At 41.2% G+C, this 17,328-nt stretch carries 19 protein-coding genes; 1 reads left to right on the top strand and 18 read right to left on the bottom strand.

Features of this window, described 5'->3' with window-relative positions; translation table 11 throughout:
* From Q7P97_RS14840 to Q7P97_RS14755, 18 genes are all read right to left on the bottom strand, one after another.
* The coding region (locus Q7P97_RS14840; RefSeq protein ID WP_301109961.1) for an HU family DNA-binding protein at positions 1-190 on the bottom strand (190 nt) is incomplete at its 3' end.
* A 215-nt stretch (positions 191-405) separates the two neighbouring features.
* Complete coding sequence (gene spoIVA / locus Q7P97_RS14835) at positions 406-1,884, bottom strand: stage IV sporulation protein A (protein WP_303970269.1); 1,479 nt, start codon at positions 1,882-1,884, stop codon at positions 406-408.
* A gap of 347 nt (positions 1,885-2,231) precedes the next feature.
* Positions 2,232-2,942: a YphF family lipoprotein gene (locus tag Q7P97_RS14830; protein ID WP_303970268.1), complete on the bottom strand. Its 711-nt coding sequence runs from the start codon at positions 2,940-2,942 to the stop codon at positions 2,232-2,234.
* 3 nt (positions 2,943-2,945) lie between these two features.
* Positions 2,946-3,158: a DUF2768 domain-containing protein gene (locus Q7P97_RS14825; protein WP_483315746.1), complete on the bottom strand. Its 213-nt coding sequence runs from the start codon at positions 3,156-3,158 to the stop codon at positions 2,946-2,948.
* Between the two features lie 11 nt (positions 3,159-3,169).
* Positions 3,170-4,189, bottom strand: a complete 1,020-nt coding sequence (locus Q7P97_RS14820; RefSeq protein ID WP_303970264.1) for an NAD(P)H-dependent glycerol-3-phosphate dehydrogenase — start codon at positions 4,187-4,189, stop codon at positions 3,170-3,172.
* Positions 4,190-4,215: 26 nt separating this feature from the next.
* A complete protein-coding gene (der, locus tag Q7P97_RS14815; protein ID WP_303970262.1) occupies positions 4,216-5,526 on the bottom strand; it encodes a ribosome biogenesis GTPase Der in 1,311 nt (436 codons plus the stop codon).
* Between the two features lie 130 nt (positions 5,527-5,656).
* Positions 5,657-6,805: a 30S ribosomal protein S1 gene (gene rpsA / locus Q7P97_RS14810; protein WP_303970260.1), complete on the bottom strand. Its 1,149-nt coding sequence runs from the start codon at positions 6,803-6,805 to the stop codon at positions 5,657-5,659.
* An 80-nt stretch (positions 6,806-6,885) separates the two neighbouring features.
* Entirely contained in the window at positions 6,886-7,470 is a 585-nt protein-coding gene (locus Q7P97_RS14805) for a lysophospholipid acyltransferase family protein (RefSeq protein ID WP_303970273.1), read from the bottom strand.
* Positions 7,470-8,144 (bottom strand): (d)CMP kinase, encoded by a 675-nt coding sequence (gene cmk, locus Q7P97_RS14800; protein ID WP_303970257.1) that lies wholly within the window; start codon positions 8,142-8,144, stop codon positions 7,470-7,472. The genes Q7P97_RS14805 and cmk overlap by 1 nt, the downstream gene beginning before the upstream one ends.
* A gap of 76 nt (positions 8,145-8,220) precedes the next feature.
* Complete coding sequence (locus Q7P97_RS14795) at positions 8,221-8,862, bottom strand: flagellar brake protein (RefSeq protein WP_303970256.1); 642 nt, start codon at positions 8,860-8,862, stop codon at positions 8,221-8,223.
* A 67-nt stretch (positions 8,863-8,929) separates the two neighbouring features.
* Positions 8,930-10,213: a PepSY1/2 domain-containing protein gene (locus Q7P97_RS14790; RefSeq protein ID WP_303970254.1), complete on the bottom strand. Its 1,284-nt coding sequence runs from the start codon at positions 10,211-10,213 to the stop codon at positions 8,930-8,932.
* A gap of 23 nt (positions 10,214-10,236) precedes the next feature.
* Positions 10,237-11,034: a spore cortex-lytic enzyme gene (sleB, locus tag Q7P97_RS14785; RefSeq protein WP_085428790.1), complete on the bottom strand. Its 798-nt coding sequence runs from the start codon at positions 11,032-11,034 to the stop codon at positions 10,237-10,239.
* Between the two features lie 97 nt (positions 11,035-11,131).
* Complete coding sequence (gene prsW / locus Q7P97_RS14780) at positions 11,132-11,812, bottom strand: glutamic-type intramembrane protease PrsW (protein ID WP_303970252.1); 681 nt, start codon at positions 11,810-11,812, stop codon at positions 11,132-11,134.
* Positions 11,813-11,892: 80 nt separating this feature from the next.
* On the bottom strand, positions 11,893-12,855 hold the full coding sequence (locus Q7P97_RS14775; protein WP_303970250.1) for a YpdA family putative bacillithiol disulfide reductase: 963 nt from the start codon (positions 12,853-12,855) through the stop codon (positions 11,893-11,895).
* Between the two features lie 28 nt (positions 12,856-12,883).
* Positions 12,884-13,648: a metallophosphoesterase gene (locus Q7P97_RS14770; protein ID WP_303970248.1), complete on the bottom strand. Its 765-nt coding sequence runs from the start codon at positions 13,646-13,648 to the stop codon at positions 12,884-12,886.
* Positions 13,649-13,757: 109 nt separating this feature from the next.
* Entirely contained in the window at positions 13,758-14,063 is a 306-nt protein-coding gene (locus Q7P97_RS14765; RefSeq protein ID WP_303970246.1) for a hypothetical protein, read from the bottom strand.
* A 148-nt stretch (positions 14,064-14,211) separates the two neighbouring features.
* On the bottom strand, positions 14,212-15,651 hold the full coding sequence (locus Q7P97_RS14760; RefSeq protein ID WP_303970244.1) for a RecQ family ATP-dependent DNA helicase: 1,440 nt from the start codon (positions 15,649-15,651) through the stop codon (positions 14,212-14,214).
* Positions 15,651-16,679: a YpbB family protein gene (locus Q7P97_RS14755; protein ID WP_303970242.1), complete on the bottom strand. Its 1,029-nt coding sequence runs from the start codon at positions 16,677-16,679 to the stop codon at positions 15,651-15,653. Before Q7P97_RS14755 ends, Q7P97_RS14760 begins: the two co-directional genes overlap by 1 nt.
* Positions 16,680-16,791: 112 nt before the next feature.
* Here Q7P97_RS14755 and Q7P97_RS14750 point away from each other — a divergent pair, with 112 nt between their 5' ends.
* Positions 16,792-17,049: a ferredoxin gene (locus Q7P97_RS14750; protein ID WP_085428783.1), complete on the top strand. Its 258-nt coding sequence runs from the start codon at positions 16,792-16,794 to the stop codon at positions 17,047-17,049.
* Positions 17,050-17,328: the final 279 nt, after the last annotated feature.

Genomic DNA, 17,328 nt, shown 5'->3' with positions numbered 1-17,328 from the left:
GTGGGTTACGTCCTTTACGTGCAGCACGTTCGCGCACTTCAAAGTTTCCGAAACCAATCAATTGAACTTTATCACCGTTAGCAAGAGTTGATTGAATTGTATCGAATACAGCTTCAACAGCTTTAGTTGCGTCTTTTTTTGTTAGACCTGCCGCTTCTGCTACAGAGTTAATTAATTCTGTTTTATTCACACCGTTCACCTCCTCTCAAAGGGGATGCTATTGCTGTTAACACTGTAAAAAGAGTAACATAAGAAAAACTGAGGTGCAACAATATTATCGCGCTTTTCCTTTATTCTCGGCATTTCAAGCGATTTTCATGGAAAAGCATAGAAAAAAGACCCGTTTTTGACGGATCTTTCTTCTCTTCACACTCTACTAATTATACTTTTTTTAGCTATTTCAGCTTACACAATAAAAGTAATCATACCTTTATTTCCATCGTTCACCATTTGTTCAATTGTTTCACGCAGTCGTTTTCTCGCTCGATCTGGAACCGCTGCAGTCTTATATCGGATACTTTCTTTCATAACTTCATGAAGTGGTGTACCGAATAATTGCGTTTCCCACAGCGCTTCTCGATCATGTAAAAAGGCATTTTTTAATTCTTTTAACAAGTGGTGACTATGGAATTCAGAGCCGATCAATGGAGCAAATTCTGCTTCCATATCGATTCGAATAATATGAAGCGACGGTGCTTTTGCTTTCATTTTTACACCATAAAACGTATCTTGTTTAATTAATTCAGGAGCAGTCGGCTGGAAATCTTCGATCGATGGCAACGCAACACCATACCCCGACTTCTTCGCTGTATCGATCGCTTCAGCATACATATCATAAGACTTTTTCGCTTTCACGGCTTCTTGAATAAATACGAGCCAATCTTTCTTAGAACGCATTTCTGTCCCCATAAACTCTTCACAAACATTAACGAAGGCTTGCTCATCCATATCAATCTTCACGATCGCTCGGCCTTTACCCGCATCCACTTCTATTACTTCCGCTTGCTTAATAAACTCCTCTTCTTGCAATAACTCTGCAATCTCCTGGACTTTACGAATCTTCGAGACGCCGAGGAACCCGTCTGTAATCAGCTGATCGATACGTGAATTCAGTTTATGACTATCTCCTAGCTCTTCCATCCAATCCGGGCGCTGTAGTTCGATATCTGTAATTGGGAATTCATACAGTGCCTCTTTAAGAATCAACTGGATCTCTGCTGCGTTGAGCTGATCCGCACTGATTGCAATGACTGGAACTCCATACTTTTCATGCAATTGATGTTTTAGTTCCAATGCTTTTTCATGAGCAGGCATTTTAGAGTTCAACACAATGACAAATGGTTTACCGATCTCTTGCAATTTGGCAACAATTTCTTTCTCCGCGACTTCAGCAGCAGCCCGTGAAATATTATTCACCGTACCGTCTGTTGTCAGCAAGATACCAATTGTTGAATGATCACGAATGACTTTGTCCGTTCCGATACGTGCTGCTTCCTGGAACGGTATAGGTTCGTTATGCCAAGGTGTATGGACATATTTCGGTCCGTCCTCGTCTTCATATCCTTTCACGCCATCAATGACGTAACCTACACAGTCTGCTAGGCGAATTTGGAATTCTAGTTCGCCATCCCCGATTGAAACGCTTGTTCCTTGGGCAGGTACGAATTTAGGTTCTGCAGTCATAATTACGGGACCTGGTGAACTTTGGGGAAGTTCGTCTTGTGCTCGTATTCGATCATTGGCATCCGTCATGTTAGGAATTACGACTTCCTCCATGACTCGTTTGACAAAAGTGGATTTCCCTACTCGAACAGGGCCTACCACACCTATATAAATGTCGCCGTCTGTTCTTCTAGCTAAGTTTTCGTATAGTTCTTCTTTCATCATTAGCCCTCCTTTTTCTCCGCATTGTAGCTTATGAAATAGAAAACCGTTTCATGCATGATTGCATGAAACGGTTTTTAGGTAATGGTATGAAATTTCCTTCTAATATGTTACTAAACTTGGATAGTCATTCGGGATTTCCGTTCCAGGCGGACGCTTTCCTGCGGGCATGGCTTGAGCCGCTTCCCTCACTTCGTTCAGTCCAGGGTCTCAAGCTCATGCTATTCCCGCGGGAGTCGCCGCCTTCCACTACAATCCTAGTTATAAAGTGGTGACAGTTTGTATTACTCTCTGAATATGTAAGATTCAAAAGTTAATACATGGGGTCACCTGCAAGTTAGAGATCGTTATTTCTTCATAAACACAGGTTCGTTGTTTTCGTCTACTGTGTAAGGCAAGGAGTATGCCGGGAGGACTAGGGAGTCTTCGTATAGTAGATAACGAATGTCTGTGCCTGGTTCTATTTCCGGCTTTTTCTCCATCAAGATCTTGTTAAGGTCGATCGAGTAGTCTACGTAGAAGTTTCCGTCGCCGCCTACTACGATGGGTAGGTGCGCGTCGGAGTAAGGGCTTTGGACCGTTAGTGGTTCTTCGAAGCCCATTTTCTTAAAGTCTACTGCATAGACATTGTCCCCGACTGGATCCAAGAATGGTAGTTCTCCATTAATAAATTTGCGCAAATTTATGTCGCGCAGTTTTTCAGTAGTCCGCAAGTCGACTAGTTTAACAGTCGGATTTTCTTCTACATCCATGAGAACGTATTGGAAAATGCCACCGTTTTCGAATGCGTTGGACGGAATCTTTTCAGTGAAGTCTGGAACGATTTTCGAGAACTCGATAGGATATTTGATAAATTGATCGGTTTCTTGATCGCGTGTTTTGATGGGTAATAGACCACCCGTTTGTTCTTGGTAGCGCTCAACAGCCTTCTGGATTGTTTCTTGCTGATCAGGGTACGGTGTTTCGCTTGCTTGCTTCTCTTCTGGTGGACGACCGCCACAAGCCGACAGTAATAATCCACAGATCATAACTGACAGTATAAGTAATCGTTTATTCATACGTTACGCCCCTCCAGTCGGTCCGTTGAATACCAAATAGACCATTGCAAAGAACGATGAAATTAATAGTGTATAGGCAATAATCGCAAATAAGATTTGTAGTACACGGTTTTTTATTTTATAACGACTTAAATAGATCAAGCCCATTGAAACAACCATGAATCCCATTGCGTAAAAAGATAGCCACATTTTATCTAACGAGGACAAAATTGTCACCCTCCTACTGTTTAGATACCGAAAAATGTATCGATTTCTTGTTTCTTTCCACGGTTCATTAATTCATCTACTGCTTGTTTAGGTGGAACGTTGCCGAATAGTATAGAATACAGTGCTTCAGTTAGCGGCATATTGACGCCAAACTGTTCAGCCAACTGATAGGCAGCCTTTGTAGTACGAACGCCTTCTATGACCATTCCCATCTCTTCAGTCACTCTCTCAAGAGTTTGACCTTTTCCAAGTGAATTTCCGGCTCTCCAGTTTCTAGAGTGGACACTTGTACATGTAACGACCAAGTCCCCAAGCCCCGTTAAACCTGAAAACGTTTGTTGATCTGCGCCCATTTTGACGCCAAGTCGTGTAATTTCTGCTAGACCTCTCGTAATCAGTGCCGCTTTCGCGTTATCACCGTAACCTAGACCATCAGAAATACCGGCAGCTAACGCGATGACATTTTTCAATGCACCACCAAGCTCCACGCCGATGACATCTTTATTCGTATAGACACGGAAATAATTGCTCATAAATAAATCCTGCACACGTTCTGCTGCTTCCATGTTGCTCGAAGCCGCTGCTACCGTTGTAGGGTGTCGAAGTACCACTTCTTCTGCGTGGCTAGGTCCAGACAGGACGACAATGGCCTCACGCAGTTCTTCGTCTATTTCATCCGCAATGATTTCGGAAATCCGTTCCAATGTATTGGGATCAATCCCCTTGGAGACATGGACAAACACAGCCGGTTCGGTCAGTGATTCTTGTATACGACGGCACGTCTCACGCATCGCAACTGTCGGTACAGCAAGCACAATAGTTTGCGCATGCTGTACCGCTTCTTGTAGTTCACTAGTAGAGTTAAGGTTTTCGGGCAGATTCACCTGAGGTAAGTATTGGTTGTTCGTATGCTGACTATTGATTTCATCCGCTTGCTCTGCACGTCTTGTCCAAATTAAGCTGTCATGTCCATTTTCAGCCAGCACAAAAGCAAGTGCTGTTCCCCAACTGCCTGCACCGATTATAGAGACTTTTTCCATTACCTCCGCCCTTTCTGTTTGTGTATTTAACTTCTTGCTCTTGTAATTAAGCGGATTGGTGTTCCTTCAAATCCAAAGGCTTCACGCAATCTGTTCTGTAAAAAGCGTTGATAAGAAAAGTGCATAAGTTCCGGTTCGTTGACAAAGACTACGAACGTTGGCGGCTTGACAGCAACTTGAGTTGCATAGTAAATCCGTAAACGACGTCCTTTATCTGAAGGCGCAGGATTTCTAGCTACCGCATCTTCCACTACCTCATTCAGAACACTCGACTGAATACGCAACGCATGATTTTCACTAATCATTAAAATATTAGAGAACAATGTATGCACACGTTGTTTCGTTTTAGCTGAAACGAAGAATATAGGTGCATAATCAAGGAATCTAAACTGATCACGAATATCATCGATAAAGTTATTCATTGTCTTGTCATCTTTTTCAAGTGTATCCCATTTGTTGACAACAAACATGACACCTTTACCTGCCTCTTCAGCAAAGCCGGCTACACGCTTGTCTTGCTCACGAATACCTTCTTCTGCGTTCATAACAATTAATACAACATCTGAACGGTCAATGGCTTTTAAGGCACGTAGGACACTGTACTTCTCCGTGTTTTCGTATACTTTCCCTTTTTTACGCATTCCCGCAGTGTCGATAATTCTAAACTCTTGTCCATCCACTACTTTCGTGGAGTCAATTGCGTCTGTTGTTGTACCTGCTATATCACTTACGATGACGCGGTCTTCTCCGAGTAACGCGTTCACAAGTGACGATTTTCCAACATTCGGACGTCCAATTAAACAGAATTTAATGGAATCGTCTTCCTCTTCTTCTAAATCCATATCTTTAAAGCTCTCCGCCATCGCATCCAATAAATCACCAAGCCCTAGACCGTGTGATCCTGAAATTGGATAAGGTTCGCCAAATCCTAGTGAGTAAAAGTCATAGATCATATCTCGCATTTCTGGATTGTCTACTTTATTCACTGCCAATACGACTGGCTTATTCGTTTTATACAACATCCGTGCTACATGTTCATCCGAATCCGTCACGCCATCTCTACCATTTGTCAAGAAGATGATGACATCGGCTTCTTCAATGGCAATTTCAGCCTGTAAACGAATTTGATCGAGTAACGGCTCATCACGAAGTTCAATACCGCCCGTGTCAATTAAGTTAAACTCATAATTCAACCACTCTGCTGCACTGTATATACGATCTCGCGTTACACCGGCAACGTCTTCTACGATAGAAATACGTTCGCCTACGATCCGGTTAAAGATTGTCGACTTGCCGACGTTTGGTCTTCCTACGATTGCTACTGTTGGTTTTTTCATTTTCTTTCATTACACCCTTCCGACCTATCTTTGAATATTATACACAAAAAGAATGATGATGCATATGAAAGCATCATCATTCCCGTTACGCTTATTCATCATTTGTGGCTAGTTTATCACATTCCCAAGATTATTCCTGGAATTTCTTTAGTTGGTCGCCAATTACATCCGCAAGTGAGAAGCCAGTCGTTTCTTCAGGCATTTCATAGCTGAAGTTTTCTTCACGTGCTTCTTTTGGCTTTTCTGTAAGATCTTTAATGCTCAATGAGATACGCTTTTCCTGTGGATTGACGTCCAATACTTTGACTTGTACGGACTGCCCTTCCTCAAGCACTTCTTGTGGTGTCCCGATATGCTCATGTGCAATACGTGAGATGTGTACAAGTCCTTCTACACCAGGCAAGATTTCAACGAATGCGCCGTATGCCACAAGTCGTTTCACAGTGCCGTCCAGTACAGAGCCGACTTCCGCTTTCTCTTCGATATTTTCCCATGGACCAGGCAATGTATCTTTAATGGATAAAGATACGCGTTCCGCATCACGGTCAACAGACAATACTTTGACTTGGATTTCGTCTCCTTCTTTCAACACGTCTGACACACTTTCGATATGTCCGTGTGAAATTTGAGAAATGTGAACCAACCCATCGACGCCGCCAATATCAACGAACGCCCCGAAAGAAGCGATACGTTGTACTGTACCGTTTAGAACGTCTCCTTCTTGAATTTCAGAAAGTGCAGCCTCTTTTTTCTTGTCATTTTCTGCTTGAACAACTGCACGGTGAGACAAGATCAAACGATTCTTCTCTTTATCCATTTCAACGATTTTGAAAGTCATCGTACGACCTTGATAATCATCAAATGATTCTACAAAGTGATCTTCTACTAAAGAAGCGGGGATAAATCCACGAACGCCAAGGTCAACAACAAGTCCACCCTTTACTACGTCCTTTACTTCCGTTTCGATGATCTCACCATTTTCAAATTTCTCTTCCAATGAACCCCATGCGTTCTCTGCATCCACTTGGCGTTTAGACAAGACGTACGTCTCATCTTCCACTTTAGTAATCGCCAATTCTAATTCGTCACCGACTGAGACTGCATCTGCTGCTTTTTCAATATGCAAGCTGGAAAGTTCACTGATCGGAATCACGCCGTCAAAAGGAGCGCCTGCGATTTCAACAGTCACCGATTTCTCTTCAACCTTCGTCACTACACCTGTTACGTGTGCACCTTCACCGTATTCTTTAACTTCATCCATATTCATCTCTTCAGTCATATGTAGTCCTCCTCCATAATGAATCTTACCTCTATATTATGCGAATCGAGACTTAAAAACAAAAAATTGCACTTATTCTTTTATTTGTACTGTTCAATCAACTTAGCAATCTCTGCCATGATTGCATCTGTTACCTCTTCGGCAGATGCTTTTCTTTCACGATAAGGCGTCATGTCCATCGCTTCGCCATACACGACTTTCAGTTGCGAGAAGGCTTTGTATGGTCCAATGATCGCACAAGGGACCACTTTCGCTTCCCCTCCTTTTAGCGCGAAGAAACCTGCTCCTGCTAACCCCTTTCCAATTTCTCCAGTTTTACTTCTAGTTCCTTCAGGAAAAAGGCCGACTACTTTATTGTCTCGCAATAGTTTGATCGTTTTCCGGAACGCCTCACGGTCACTCATACCACGTTTTACGGGATATGCTTGTACTTGCGGCAATAGCGTTTTAAGAATAGGCTTATCAAAAAGCTCCTCTTTAGCCATAAAATGAACAGTTCTAGGACATGTGATTCCAACTACAGGCGGATCCAAATTGTCTATATGATTGGTACATAAAAGTACGCCGCCCTCTTTAGGAAAATTTTCTTTGCCTATTACTTTAATTCGATAGAGTGGATAGCAAACAGTACTAATCAAAAATTTGCCGAGTGGATATAAATTCATCATGCTAACCTCTTTTCGGCATATTCGATAATACGATTCGTCACTTCTTCTATTGTCTTCCCTGTTGTGTCAATTGTAATCGCATCTTCTGCTTTTTTTAATGGCGAAATCTTGCGTTCGCTATCCGCTTGGTCTCTTTCGCTAATTTCTCTTTTCAATGTTTCATAATCTGACGTCATGCCACGCTGTTGCTCCTCTAGCAAACGACGCTCTGCACGTTCTTCTACAGAAGCTGTCATGAAGATTTTCAGTTCAGCTTCAGGTAAAACAGCAGTCCCGATATCTCTACCATCCATTACAACGGATGATTGCGCAGCAAGATCTTGTTGTTTAGCAACCAATAATTCACGAACAGATGTCAATGCAGCGATCGCTGAAACGTTTGTTGTCACTTCATGAGAACGTATCGCATCCGTCACTTCAATACCATCTAACAAAACTTTTTGTAGTCCTCCGTCTGGTTGCAATTCAATTTCAGTTTGTGCAATTAATTTAGTAATTTCTTCTTCATCGCGCGGATCAATGGCACTTTGAAGTACTTTGTAAGTAATAGCACGATACATGGCTCCTGTATCGATATACGTGTATCCTAATTTCTTAGCTACTAATTTAGCAATTGTACTTTTACCCGCTGCTGCAGGGCCGTCAATTGCGATTCTCATTCCACTATTCATGCTGAAAACCCCTCCATTTACGCCTTTATTGTACCATATGCAAAAAAGAAAAGTCTGCTGTGAACAGACTTTCCTGTTAGTTATTTCGTAATTCAAGCTGTCGTTCAAAACAATAGCGAATAATATGTTGTCGGTCTTTCTCATCTACCTCATCAAACTTGAAAGATGTCAGTCTGCGTTTCTCGCTTTCCCAATTCCTTACTACTCTTGCGTTACACGAAACATATTTGATTTCTGTTTTTGAGAAATACAACACAATGATCAACTTTACCTCTTCGTTTGGTGCAAAATAATCATGATCTTTCATATTGACCGCTAAGCCGCCAGCACTCAGATCCATTGAAACTAACTGTAGTGAGGTGGCATCGGCTTGCAATGCCACGTCGAGCGAAGTATCTACACGAACGAATTCTCTTCTCTGGATCTTCATCAGCTGCTTATCTCCGGGATATTCCAGTTTAAGCATAGGAATTGTTCGATTGATACGGCTATGCACTTCGGTACGAAATGCGTAAGACATCTTATAGTCGTCCACGAACGTTACTAATAATTGTGTGCCATCTATGAAGAACGCCGTTTTTCCTGTTGCCATATTGATAGGGTAATCCATCATAAAGTGATCATCACCTTCAATATCAACTACACGACACTTGAATTTCTCCGATTCTTCCGTGTAATCCTTTTCGATTGTTAATACCGTTCCGATAGTTAATTTCATTTCTCCACCTGCCATTCGTCCTATACATTCATTATGTCATGTGGAGTACATTTTTCCAATCCTTTTCTTATTGTTTTTCTGTCGTAATTACTTCTAATGTATCAGTGTCGACAAGAATTTTGTATGTCTCCACATTCTCTTCGCCTGAAACGACCGTGAGATAGTGCGCAAGACGCTGTTGCATTTGACTGTTTTCTACATAAGCGAGCTCTTGTTTCATGACCGTAACTTCAGGTCTGAAGAATGTGTGCCACTCTGCTGTACGTATAGGTTGCGGTTTGGGTTTCTCTTTACGAATATATTCGGACGCATTGAGACCGATCACTTCTCCGTTATCTTTTGCTAATTTGATATGAATCGGGTCCGAGAATACTTTAGCCCCATTTTCGGGATACACGCGTACATAAACAAAGTGCCAAGCCGTATCGTTCTCTCTCGCTTCTTCGAGAACCAAATCTTTATAATCAGCTTTCTGTAAAAACTCGTCAGCTAACTTCTCTAATTCTTCATACGACACTGTAGGTTTACCCATGCGGCGCTCCACAAGATAGGACAATACATGACCACCTTTTTCAGTTAGATCAATATAGCCGATTGAAGAGTTTTCCGCAAAACGGATATGATAAAACGGATAGGGAGCACCTTTCCTACTTCTTTCAGCTGCAATGATATCATTCGACACGTCGGGCAGAAGCTTTTTGAATTTCTGTATCGCCTCGTCTTCGCTTATTTTCTTTTCTTTTATATCGCGCAACTCTTTTTTCTTCTGAGCATCAGACTCACTTGCCGTTAAAGGGAATACCGATTCTGTATATTGCATGACAGACTCTCCCATTTTCGACCAATTCGCCTTGCCATCTGACGAGTCACGCAACTTCTTTTCCCAGTTACTCATCGACATCCTTCTTGAAAACATATCTTTTGTTGCCAATTGCCATTCATTCGTCAATTCATTAAGATTTTCTGAAGCTCGTTGCATTACACCGTAATATTCGTCAGGTTCACCATTTTCCGTAGATTCCTTGGCAAAATTCCCTAACCTTCCTAAGTAATTCATCCAGGAAGTAGAGAAACTTTCATCGACAGGTAGAGAGGAAATGGACGATTTGATGTCCGAAGACAAACGCCAAATATCTTCTCTCTCTTTTGCGGAACTTTTTTGATCTTCAAAGAGCAACGACTTGTTTACCGCCTCTTCCAACTCCCCAAGTTTTTGCGAGGCATCTGTCATACTTTTCGAATACTGACCATTCAGTGCAATCGATAACTCTTCATTTTCACGCACTGTCCCAAACGTATAGATCCCTAATACAATAAATGAATAGGTCAAAATGAAAATCATGCTTTTCATAATAAGCTAGGTCCTCCTTTCTATTAGTCACAAAATATGTGTAAACCGATTTTCTTAATTTGTGGTCTCGACCAAATCCATTTGCTAGTTGCGGTAATTGGATTGAAATAGTAAATAGCGTTCTCTGAAGGATCCCAGCCGTTGATTGCATCGATGACGGCTTCTTTCGCGCGCTCATTCGGTGTCAGCCAAATCTGTCCATCCGCAACCGCAGTAAACGCGCCTGGTTGAAATATAACCCCGCCAATTGAATCAGGAAAGTCTGCATGTTCAACACGATTTAAAATAACTGCCGCCACAGCCACTTGCCCCTCGTATGGCTCTCCACGAGATTCACCATATACTGCATTCGCTAATAAATTAATATCTTGGTCAGTGTATTTAGGTGGCGCTTGCATTTGAGTTTGCGATTGTTTATGTGGCGCGCCTCCCTTTTTCACCTGCGATTCCAGCGACTGACCACCATAATAGGTAAATTGGTTGCCCTTAGCAATCTGTCCCTTTACATACTTCTCATCGTAATCAGTAATTCCTTGCAACTTCTTCTGGGTTCCTTTCCCGGCAATCCCGTCAAGTGGTAAACCGTATTGCTCTTGGAAATTGCGCAATGCCCAGTAAGTCCCAAATCCAAAATTGCCATCAATCTCTCCATGATAGAAACCGATATATTGAAGTCGCGCTTGTAACTCAATGACATCATCTCCTTTTGCACCTTTTGCCAAGTCACGTCCACTGAATGCTTCACTATGACTCGCAAAGAAAGAAAACATCATGATGCCTGCCAGTAATAAAAATAGGAAGCGTTTTGTAATTCGCTTCATAGACATCCACCTCCAAAAAATTGTGCTTCCTTGTAGTTTGTCCAATATGCAGTATTTTATAAGGCAAAAAATCCGTCTGATTAATTCAGACGGATTTCTAAAAGTTTGATTGATTTCTTTTTCTAAATTGCTGCATCGCAAAAGTGTGTGCGTACTTTACTCGTGTTAGTCCAAACCACCAAAGGAACAGCATGAAAGGGATCATTAAATATAACCAATAATCATACGTAAATAAAATCGAATTATAAAGTACATGAAGCAAAAATGGTGCCAAAAATGCAACGGCGATCCACTTCGCTTTTTCTGACACTATAGAAAACTTAGCTTTACCAAAATAATAGCCCATGACCACACCAAATAACGCGTGACTTGAGACCGGAAGCAATGCTCGAATAAAAGCTGTGTCCAAACCGAAAGACAGTAAATATAAAATGTTTTCTACAGTAGCGAATCCAAGTGATACACTCGCTCCATACAATATTCCATCATAGGCATCTTCAAATTCAATTGTTTTATAAACGAGAATAAAAATAATAATCCACTTAAAAAACTCTTCTAAACTGCTTGTAAATAATACATTGCGGAAAAACTCATTATTAAATACATGCTCTTCCTCAAAAACGTGTTGAATAAACAAAATCGGGAATGTCATGATCGCACCATAAATGAATGCATGGAATAGCGACTTGGATGGCTCCTTGGCAATTTGCTTACGTAAATACAAATAACTGAAAAGTGCCAGCGCCGGCGCTATTGCGACTGTCAGTAAGATAAACATAAGCGCCTCCTCATGTCGATAGTATATCACACACTAAACGACAAAAGTCGCCTGACCTATAAGGCAAGCGACTTTTCGATTTACTTCTGTTGTTCGATTGATTGCGCAATCATTCCACCATGGAAACGTCCATTTTCGATGAAAATTTCATTGGCATTATTGCCTGCCGCAATGACACCTGCTATAAATAAATTCTCCACGTTTGTTTCCATCGAATCTTCATTGAAAATAGGACGGCCTGATGTTTCATCCACCTCGATCCCTATTTTACGTAAAAAAGCATGGTCCGGATGATAGCCAATCATCGCAAAGACATAGTCACTTTCGAGATCAAACGTTTCACCTTGCTGATTAACGGTGACAGCTTTTTCATTGATTTTGGTAACGTCCGCATTGAAGTACATATCGATTTGACCATTCCGCACTAAACTATCAAAGCCAGGCAAAATCCAAGGTTTGACACTTTTTGAATACGTATCATTACGGTAAACGACCGTAACGTGCGCTCCAGCACGCTGTAATTCCAATGCCGCATCGACTGCAGAATTTTTGCCACCAATGACTGTTACTTTTTTATTGAAATATGGATGTGCTTCTTTAAAGTAATGGAAAACAGTTGGCAAATCTTCTCCTTCTACATGTAAACGGTTTGGCTGATCATAATAACCTGTTGCTACTACAACATACTTCGCACTATAGATCGCTTTATCCGTTTTCACGGTGAATTGATCACCATTTTTAACTACATCTTCCACTCGCTCATGGCTATTAATTTGCAGTTCTTCAATTTGTGCAACCGTTCTATAATAGACCAATGCATCATTACGCTTCGGTTTATCCATCGCCGTAATAAATGGCGTCTTGCCAATTGATAACTTCAAGCTTGAACTAAAAAAGGTTTGGTGAGTCGGATAATTATAAATGGAATGCACGATATTTCCTTTTTCAATTACTACTACCGACAAACCGATATTTTGTAGTTCAATTGCCGCCGACAGGCCACATGGACCGCCACCGACAATTACTGCATCTACAGAATTCATGACATCTACTCTCCTGACTTCTTACTGCCTAATAGCGAACTTCCACTACATGACATTCGGGTTTTGCACCGAGTCGTAACGGTAACTTAGTCGTTCCATAGCCGTTACTGATTAATTTCGCACCGTATTTCGTTATCTGGTAACACCCTAGATCCTGCAATCCCCATGGTCCAAATCTAATTTGTCCACCATGTGTGTGCCCAGCAAGCGACAATATAGGTTGCAGTTGCTCCTCTACCTTTTTAAACAAAGAAGGGTTGTGCACAGCCAGAATTAAATACTCATATCCACTTGCTGAGTCGATTGCTTTATTGATATCGACGGTACCATTATTCCGATCCTGCAGTCCACACAATCCGAAGCGTGGATGATTTGGTACGGTTGCTGTACTGTCTACGAGTACCGTTGCGCCTAATTCATCCATCACTTGCAAAATGTTTTTTCTACCAACTTCTTTATCATTATTACCGAAAATATAAAATAGCGGTCCTACTGAAGACAGCAAACGCATGTTATGCAAAATCCGCTCCATAGGTACACCTTTTTCCGCTACATCTCCGCCTACTATGACTGCATCAATTGCACGCGTATGTAATTCATCGATTAATCGAGGCGAAATAGTACGTCTGTGTATATCCGAAATAAAGAATATATTCAACTGTTTAGTAGGATTTGGATCAATCGACAAAGTATGCGTTAGCAAACGATTTCGATTGGCCAACGTATACATATACGTCAACGTAGTTATTGCTGATAAAAGAACTGATATTCCTGCTGTTTTTGCCTTTTTCATTAGTCAGCTCCCATAGAAAAAAGCAAAGTATCCACTTTGCTTTTGTAGTAATAAATTTCATTAGTAGTATAGCAAGATTCCGATAATACCCTCAACCATTTTACTTTCCTTATGAAACTGCACCCACGTATTCTGTCATTGTTGGATGAAACCCAACCGATAACTCAACTTTTTCCACTGGCACTTGGTCGGGAACGTCAGGGGAATAGAGATCGGATAATACGTAGAGTAAAATAATGATAGGAATTAGCGTAAAGATTGCTAGAAAGATATTGATGATCTTCACGCGACCGTATTTTTCCTCTTTCTTCTTTCCATGTACTTCTGCACGGGAAGGAAGTTTATCAGAAGGCACTTTGTCTTTAATCTCTTTTCGCTGCCGTTCAAAATCCATCTTATATTGATCGTTTAACATGTCTAATTTCTCCTTCACACCGCATAATGTCTGTTGCTATTATATGATGCAATTCGTTTATTCATCCGTGAAAAGTACGTCCGCTCATAAACTCATCTGTTTCTATTATGCCGAATTTTGTCTTAAAAGTAAATACAGACAGTTAGGATCAACCTAATAATTGATGCAGTCGTTCACGCCACTGTAACGGCTTAGCGACCCTCTCAGGTAAAGATTCCGATTTCATCAGCCAGCTATCATCAAGATTCTGGCAGTTTGAACAGCAATCCATTTCTGCCGGTGAAGTGTTTTCGTCAAAAAACTGCACTAATTTTCTACGTAAGCAGCTATCACATTTTATATAGCTTTCCATTTCCTCAATTTGTTTCTCTTTTACATGATAAATCTGCTGAATTTGTCGAACGACATTTTCCACATCAAATTGTTCCAAATAATAATCAAGTAGACGGGATGAAACTTCAGACAATCCCGCTTGTTCTGCAGCCAATTGCTCTCCAGTTCCTGCTTGCAGTAAAGAAGAATAATAGAGAGTTTGCTGTTCATCGGGCAAATCTTCATAGACAATGAATTTCACTTTCTGGATATCTCGATCATTATACAAAAGAGTGGCGGCTGCTTTTCCTCCGTCACGCCCTGCACGCCCGACTTCTTGTATATACGCACTTGGAGTGGCAGGGATATGTTCATGAATAATTTGTCGAATATCATCTTTATGAATTCCCATACCGAATGCATTAGTCGCGCAGATCCACTCAAGTTCTCCTTGGACAAATTGTTCTTGAATGATTGACCGTTCGTCCTGTTCTTTGCCCCCATGATAACTAGCAGTCGCGATGCCTCTTTCTCTGATGATTGCAGACAGTTCATCGGCACGCTTTCGTGAAGCTACATAAATTATTCCAGGACCGATTGTCGTAGAAATTCTGTCGATAACCCATTCTGTCTTTGCTAATTCATTGTCCATCTTCAATACACGATACGAAATAGCCGTTCGATCCATCGGCTGACGTTCAATATACGGGTTATTCATTTGCAAATACGTAGTGATATCCCCCACTACTTTTTTATTCGCAGTAGCCGTTAACGCCAAAACTGGTGCTCTTCTTGAAACTGCAAATAGTTCTTTTAACCGTAAATAGTCTGGACGAAAGTCAAATCCCCACTCTGAAATACAATGCGCTTCATCTACTACGAAAAAAGCAATATGTAATTGGTTGACGAGTTGTTGAACAGGTTTTTGCATCATCATTTCAGGTGATAAAAAAATAAATTTATATTGAGATAAAGTAGACAGCGCTAATTCTTTCTCCTGTCTGGATAAAAATGAATTAATGGCCACAACACGTTTCTCTTTATGTTTACGTAAATTAGCAACTTGATCTTCCATCAACGCAACGAGCGGAGAGATAATGACCACTGCACCATTGAGCATATACGCGGGTAACTGATAGCAAAGGGATTTCCCCATGCCTGTAGGAAAAATTGCTACCGCATCCCTTCCTGCAAGAATTTCTGTAATGACTTCTTGTTGTCCCGGACGAAATGATTCATATCCGAATTTTTGATGCAAAACTTCCTGTAGCTCCATTAGCTCTCCCTCCTTCCAATAATGATTATTAATCGTAGTTGAAAATACGTCAATTCTGGACACTGTTCTTTTAATACACGTAATCGCTTTGTTTGCATCTGTTCTACATGACGCCAAACTTGATCAATTTGTTCGTTTGTCACAAACTCTTCATAAGGAAAATTTTCTACATTCGCAGCCATTTCAATAAAATGATCTTCTATTGTACTTAATTTCAAATTCCGCAAAGAAGAAATTTGTTCAACGGTATAACCACGCTCGAATAGCTTCCTTGTTCTCTCAGCGGATTGTGTCAAATACGTGTCCACTCTACAACCTGCAGCTAATTCTTTCAGCAACGGAGTATTTCGTTGTTGGTGAATAAAATCGAGCAACATATGCAATGCTTCTAGATAATAAAGTTGGATCGAACGGATCGGCATGTTGAGACTTTCCGCCATCTGCTCCCAAGTAAAGGCGGTAAGCTGGTATCCTGATAATCGACCAATCACTATTGTACATTGTAGCTCCGGTACTTGAGCGTTTATTAGCGCCTGTTCCAATTCTTTCTGCAATGATACAGATAGTGTATTCATCGGTTTTGATTGATTACGCAGAAACCCTTTTACAAATTGCTGAGTAGGCAATTCTTTCTGAATCGGCATGAACATAGTTTCACCACTTCGCAAATTAGACAAGGTTTGAACTGTCAATGCCAACCGCCTACCGAATTCTCTTTCGCGTCCACGATAGTCCCAGCCATTAAATCGCCACATTTCACTACCTGTTGCCATTTGACCTTTTGCTGTGACATAAACAAGTTTATCTATATAGATTAGACCGTCCGCCACCATCTTCTCCAGCGCCTGCTGGAATTCGCTTAATGACAACTGTGGCAACAGTGCGTAGTATGATTTGACTTGATAATATTCGACGTCTTGCAATGTCTGTCCTGATCGTTTGCCACGAAGTATGTGGTAGACTCCTTGCGCTGAACGCTCACCATGGAGGCGTTGAAAGATCGTTAGTAAGATGGAATCAAAACTCATTTGCGCTCCCTCCTGAAGAAATAACGTTTTTTTGTTGAAAAGTGATGAAAACAGCTTTAGAATAGAGTAGATACAAAATAGGTTGAGTGAATGGAAGAAGGGAGAAAGACAAATGTCTAGCAAAAAATATACGATTGTCGATCAGGATACGTGTATAGCTTGCGGGGCCTGCGGGGCTGCTGCACCAGATATATATGATTATGACGATGAGGGGATTGCATTTGTTATTTTAGATGATAACACGGGAAACACTGAAGTTCCAGAAGAACTGATGGAGGATCTCGAGGATGCGTTTGATGGCTGCCCTACTGATTCAATTAAAATTGCGGATGAAGCCTTTGAAGGCGATCCATTAAAATATGAAGATTGATTCAATCCCGACAACACTTCCTACTATTGGATGTGTTGTTTTTTTATTTGATGAATCAAGTGTAAAGACCGTTAACTATACTTGAGATGGTAAGGCTGGCATTTGGATCGGGGTGGGGATTTCCGTTCCGAGCGGACGCTTTCCTGCGGGCATGGCTTGAGCCCATAGCTGTCAACTTAAGAAATAGGTGTACTTCTTTCAAAAAGATGGTAAAGATACATACCATCATTTTTGAAAGGAGTTCTTTATATGTCTATCAACCATCATTTTGACATGCTT

It is taken from the genome of Sporosarcina ureae, from assembly GCF_029267015.1.
GTDB classification, from domain to species: domain Bacteria; phylum Bacillota; class Bacilli; order Bacillales_A; family Planococcaceae; genus Sporosarcina; species Sporosarcina ureae_D.
The sequence above is the reverse complement of the archived record's forward strand: the minus strand, read 5'-3'. Positions and strand labels throughout refer to the sequence as shown.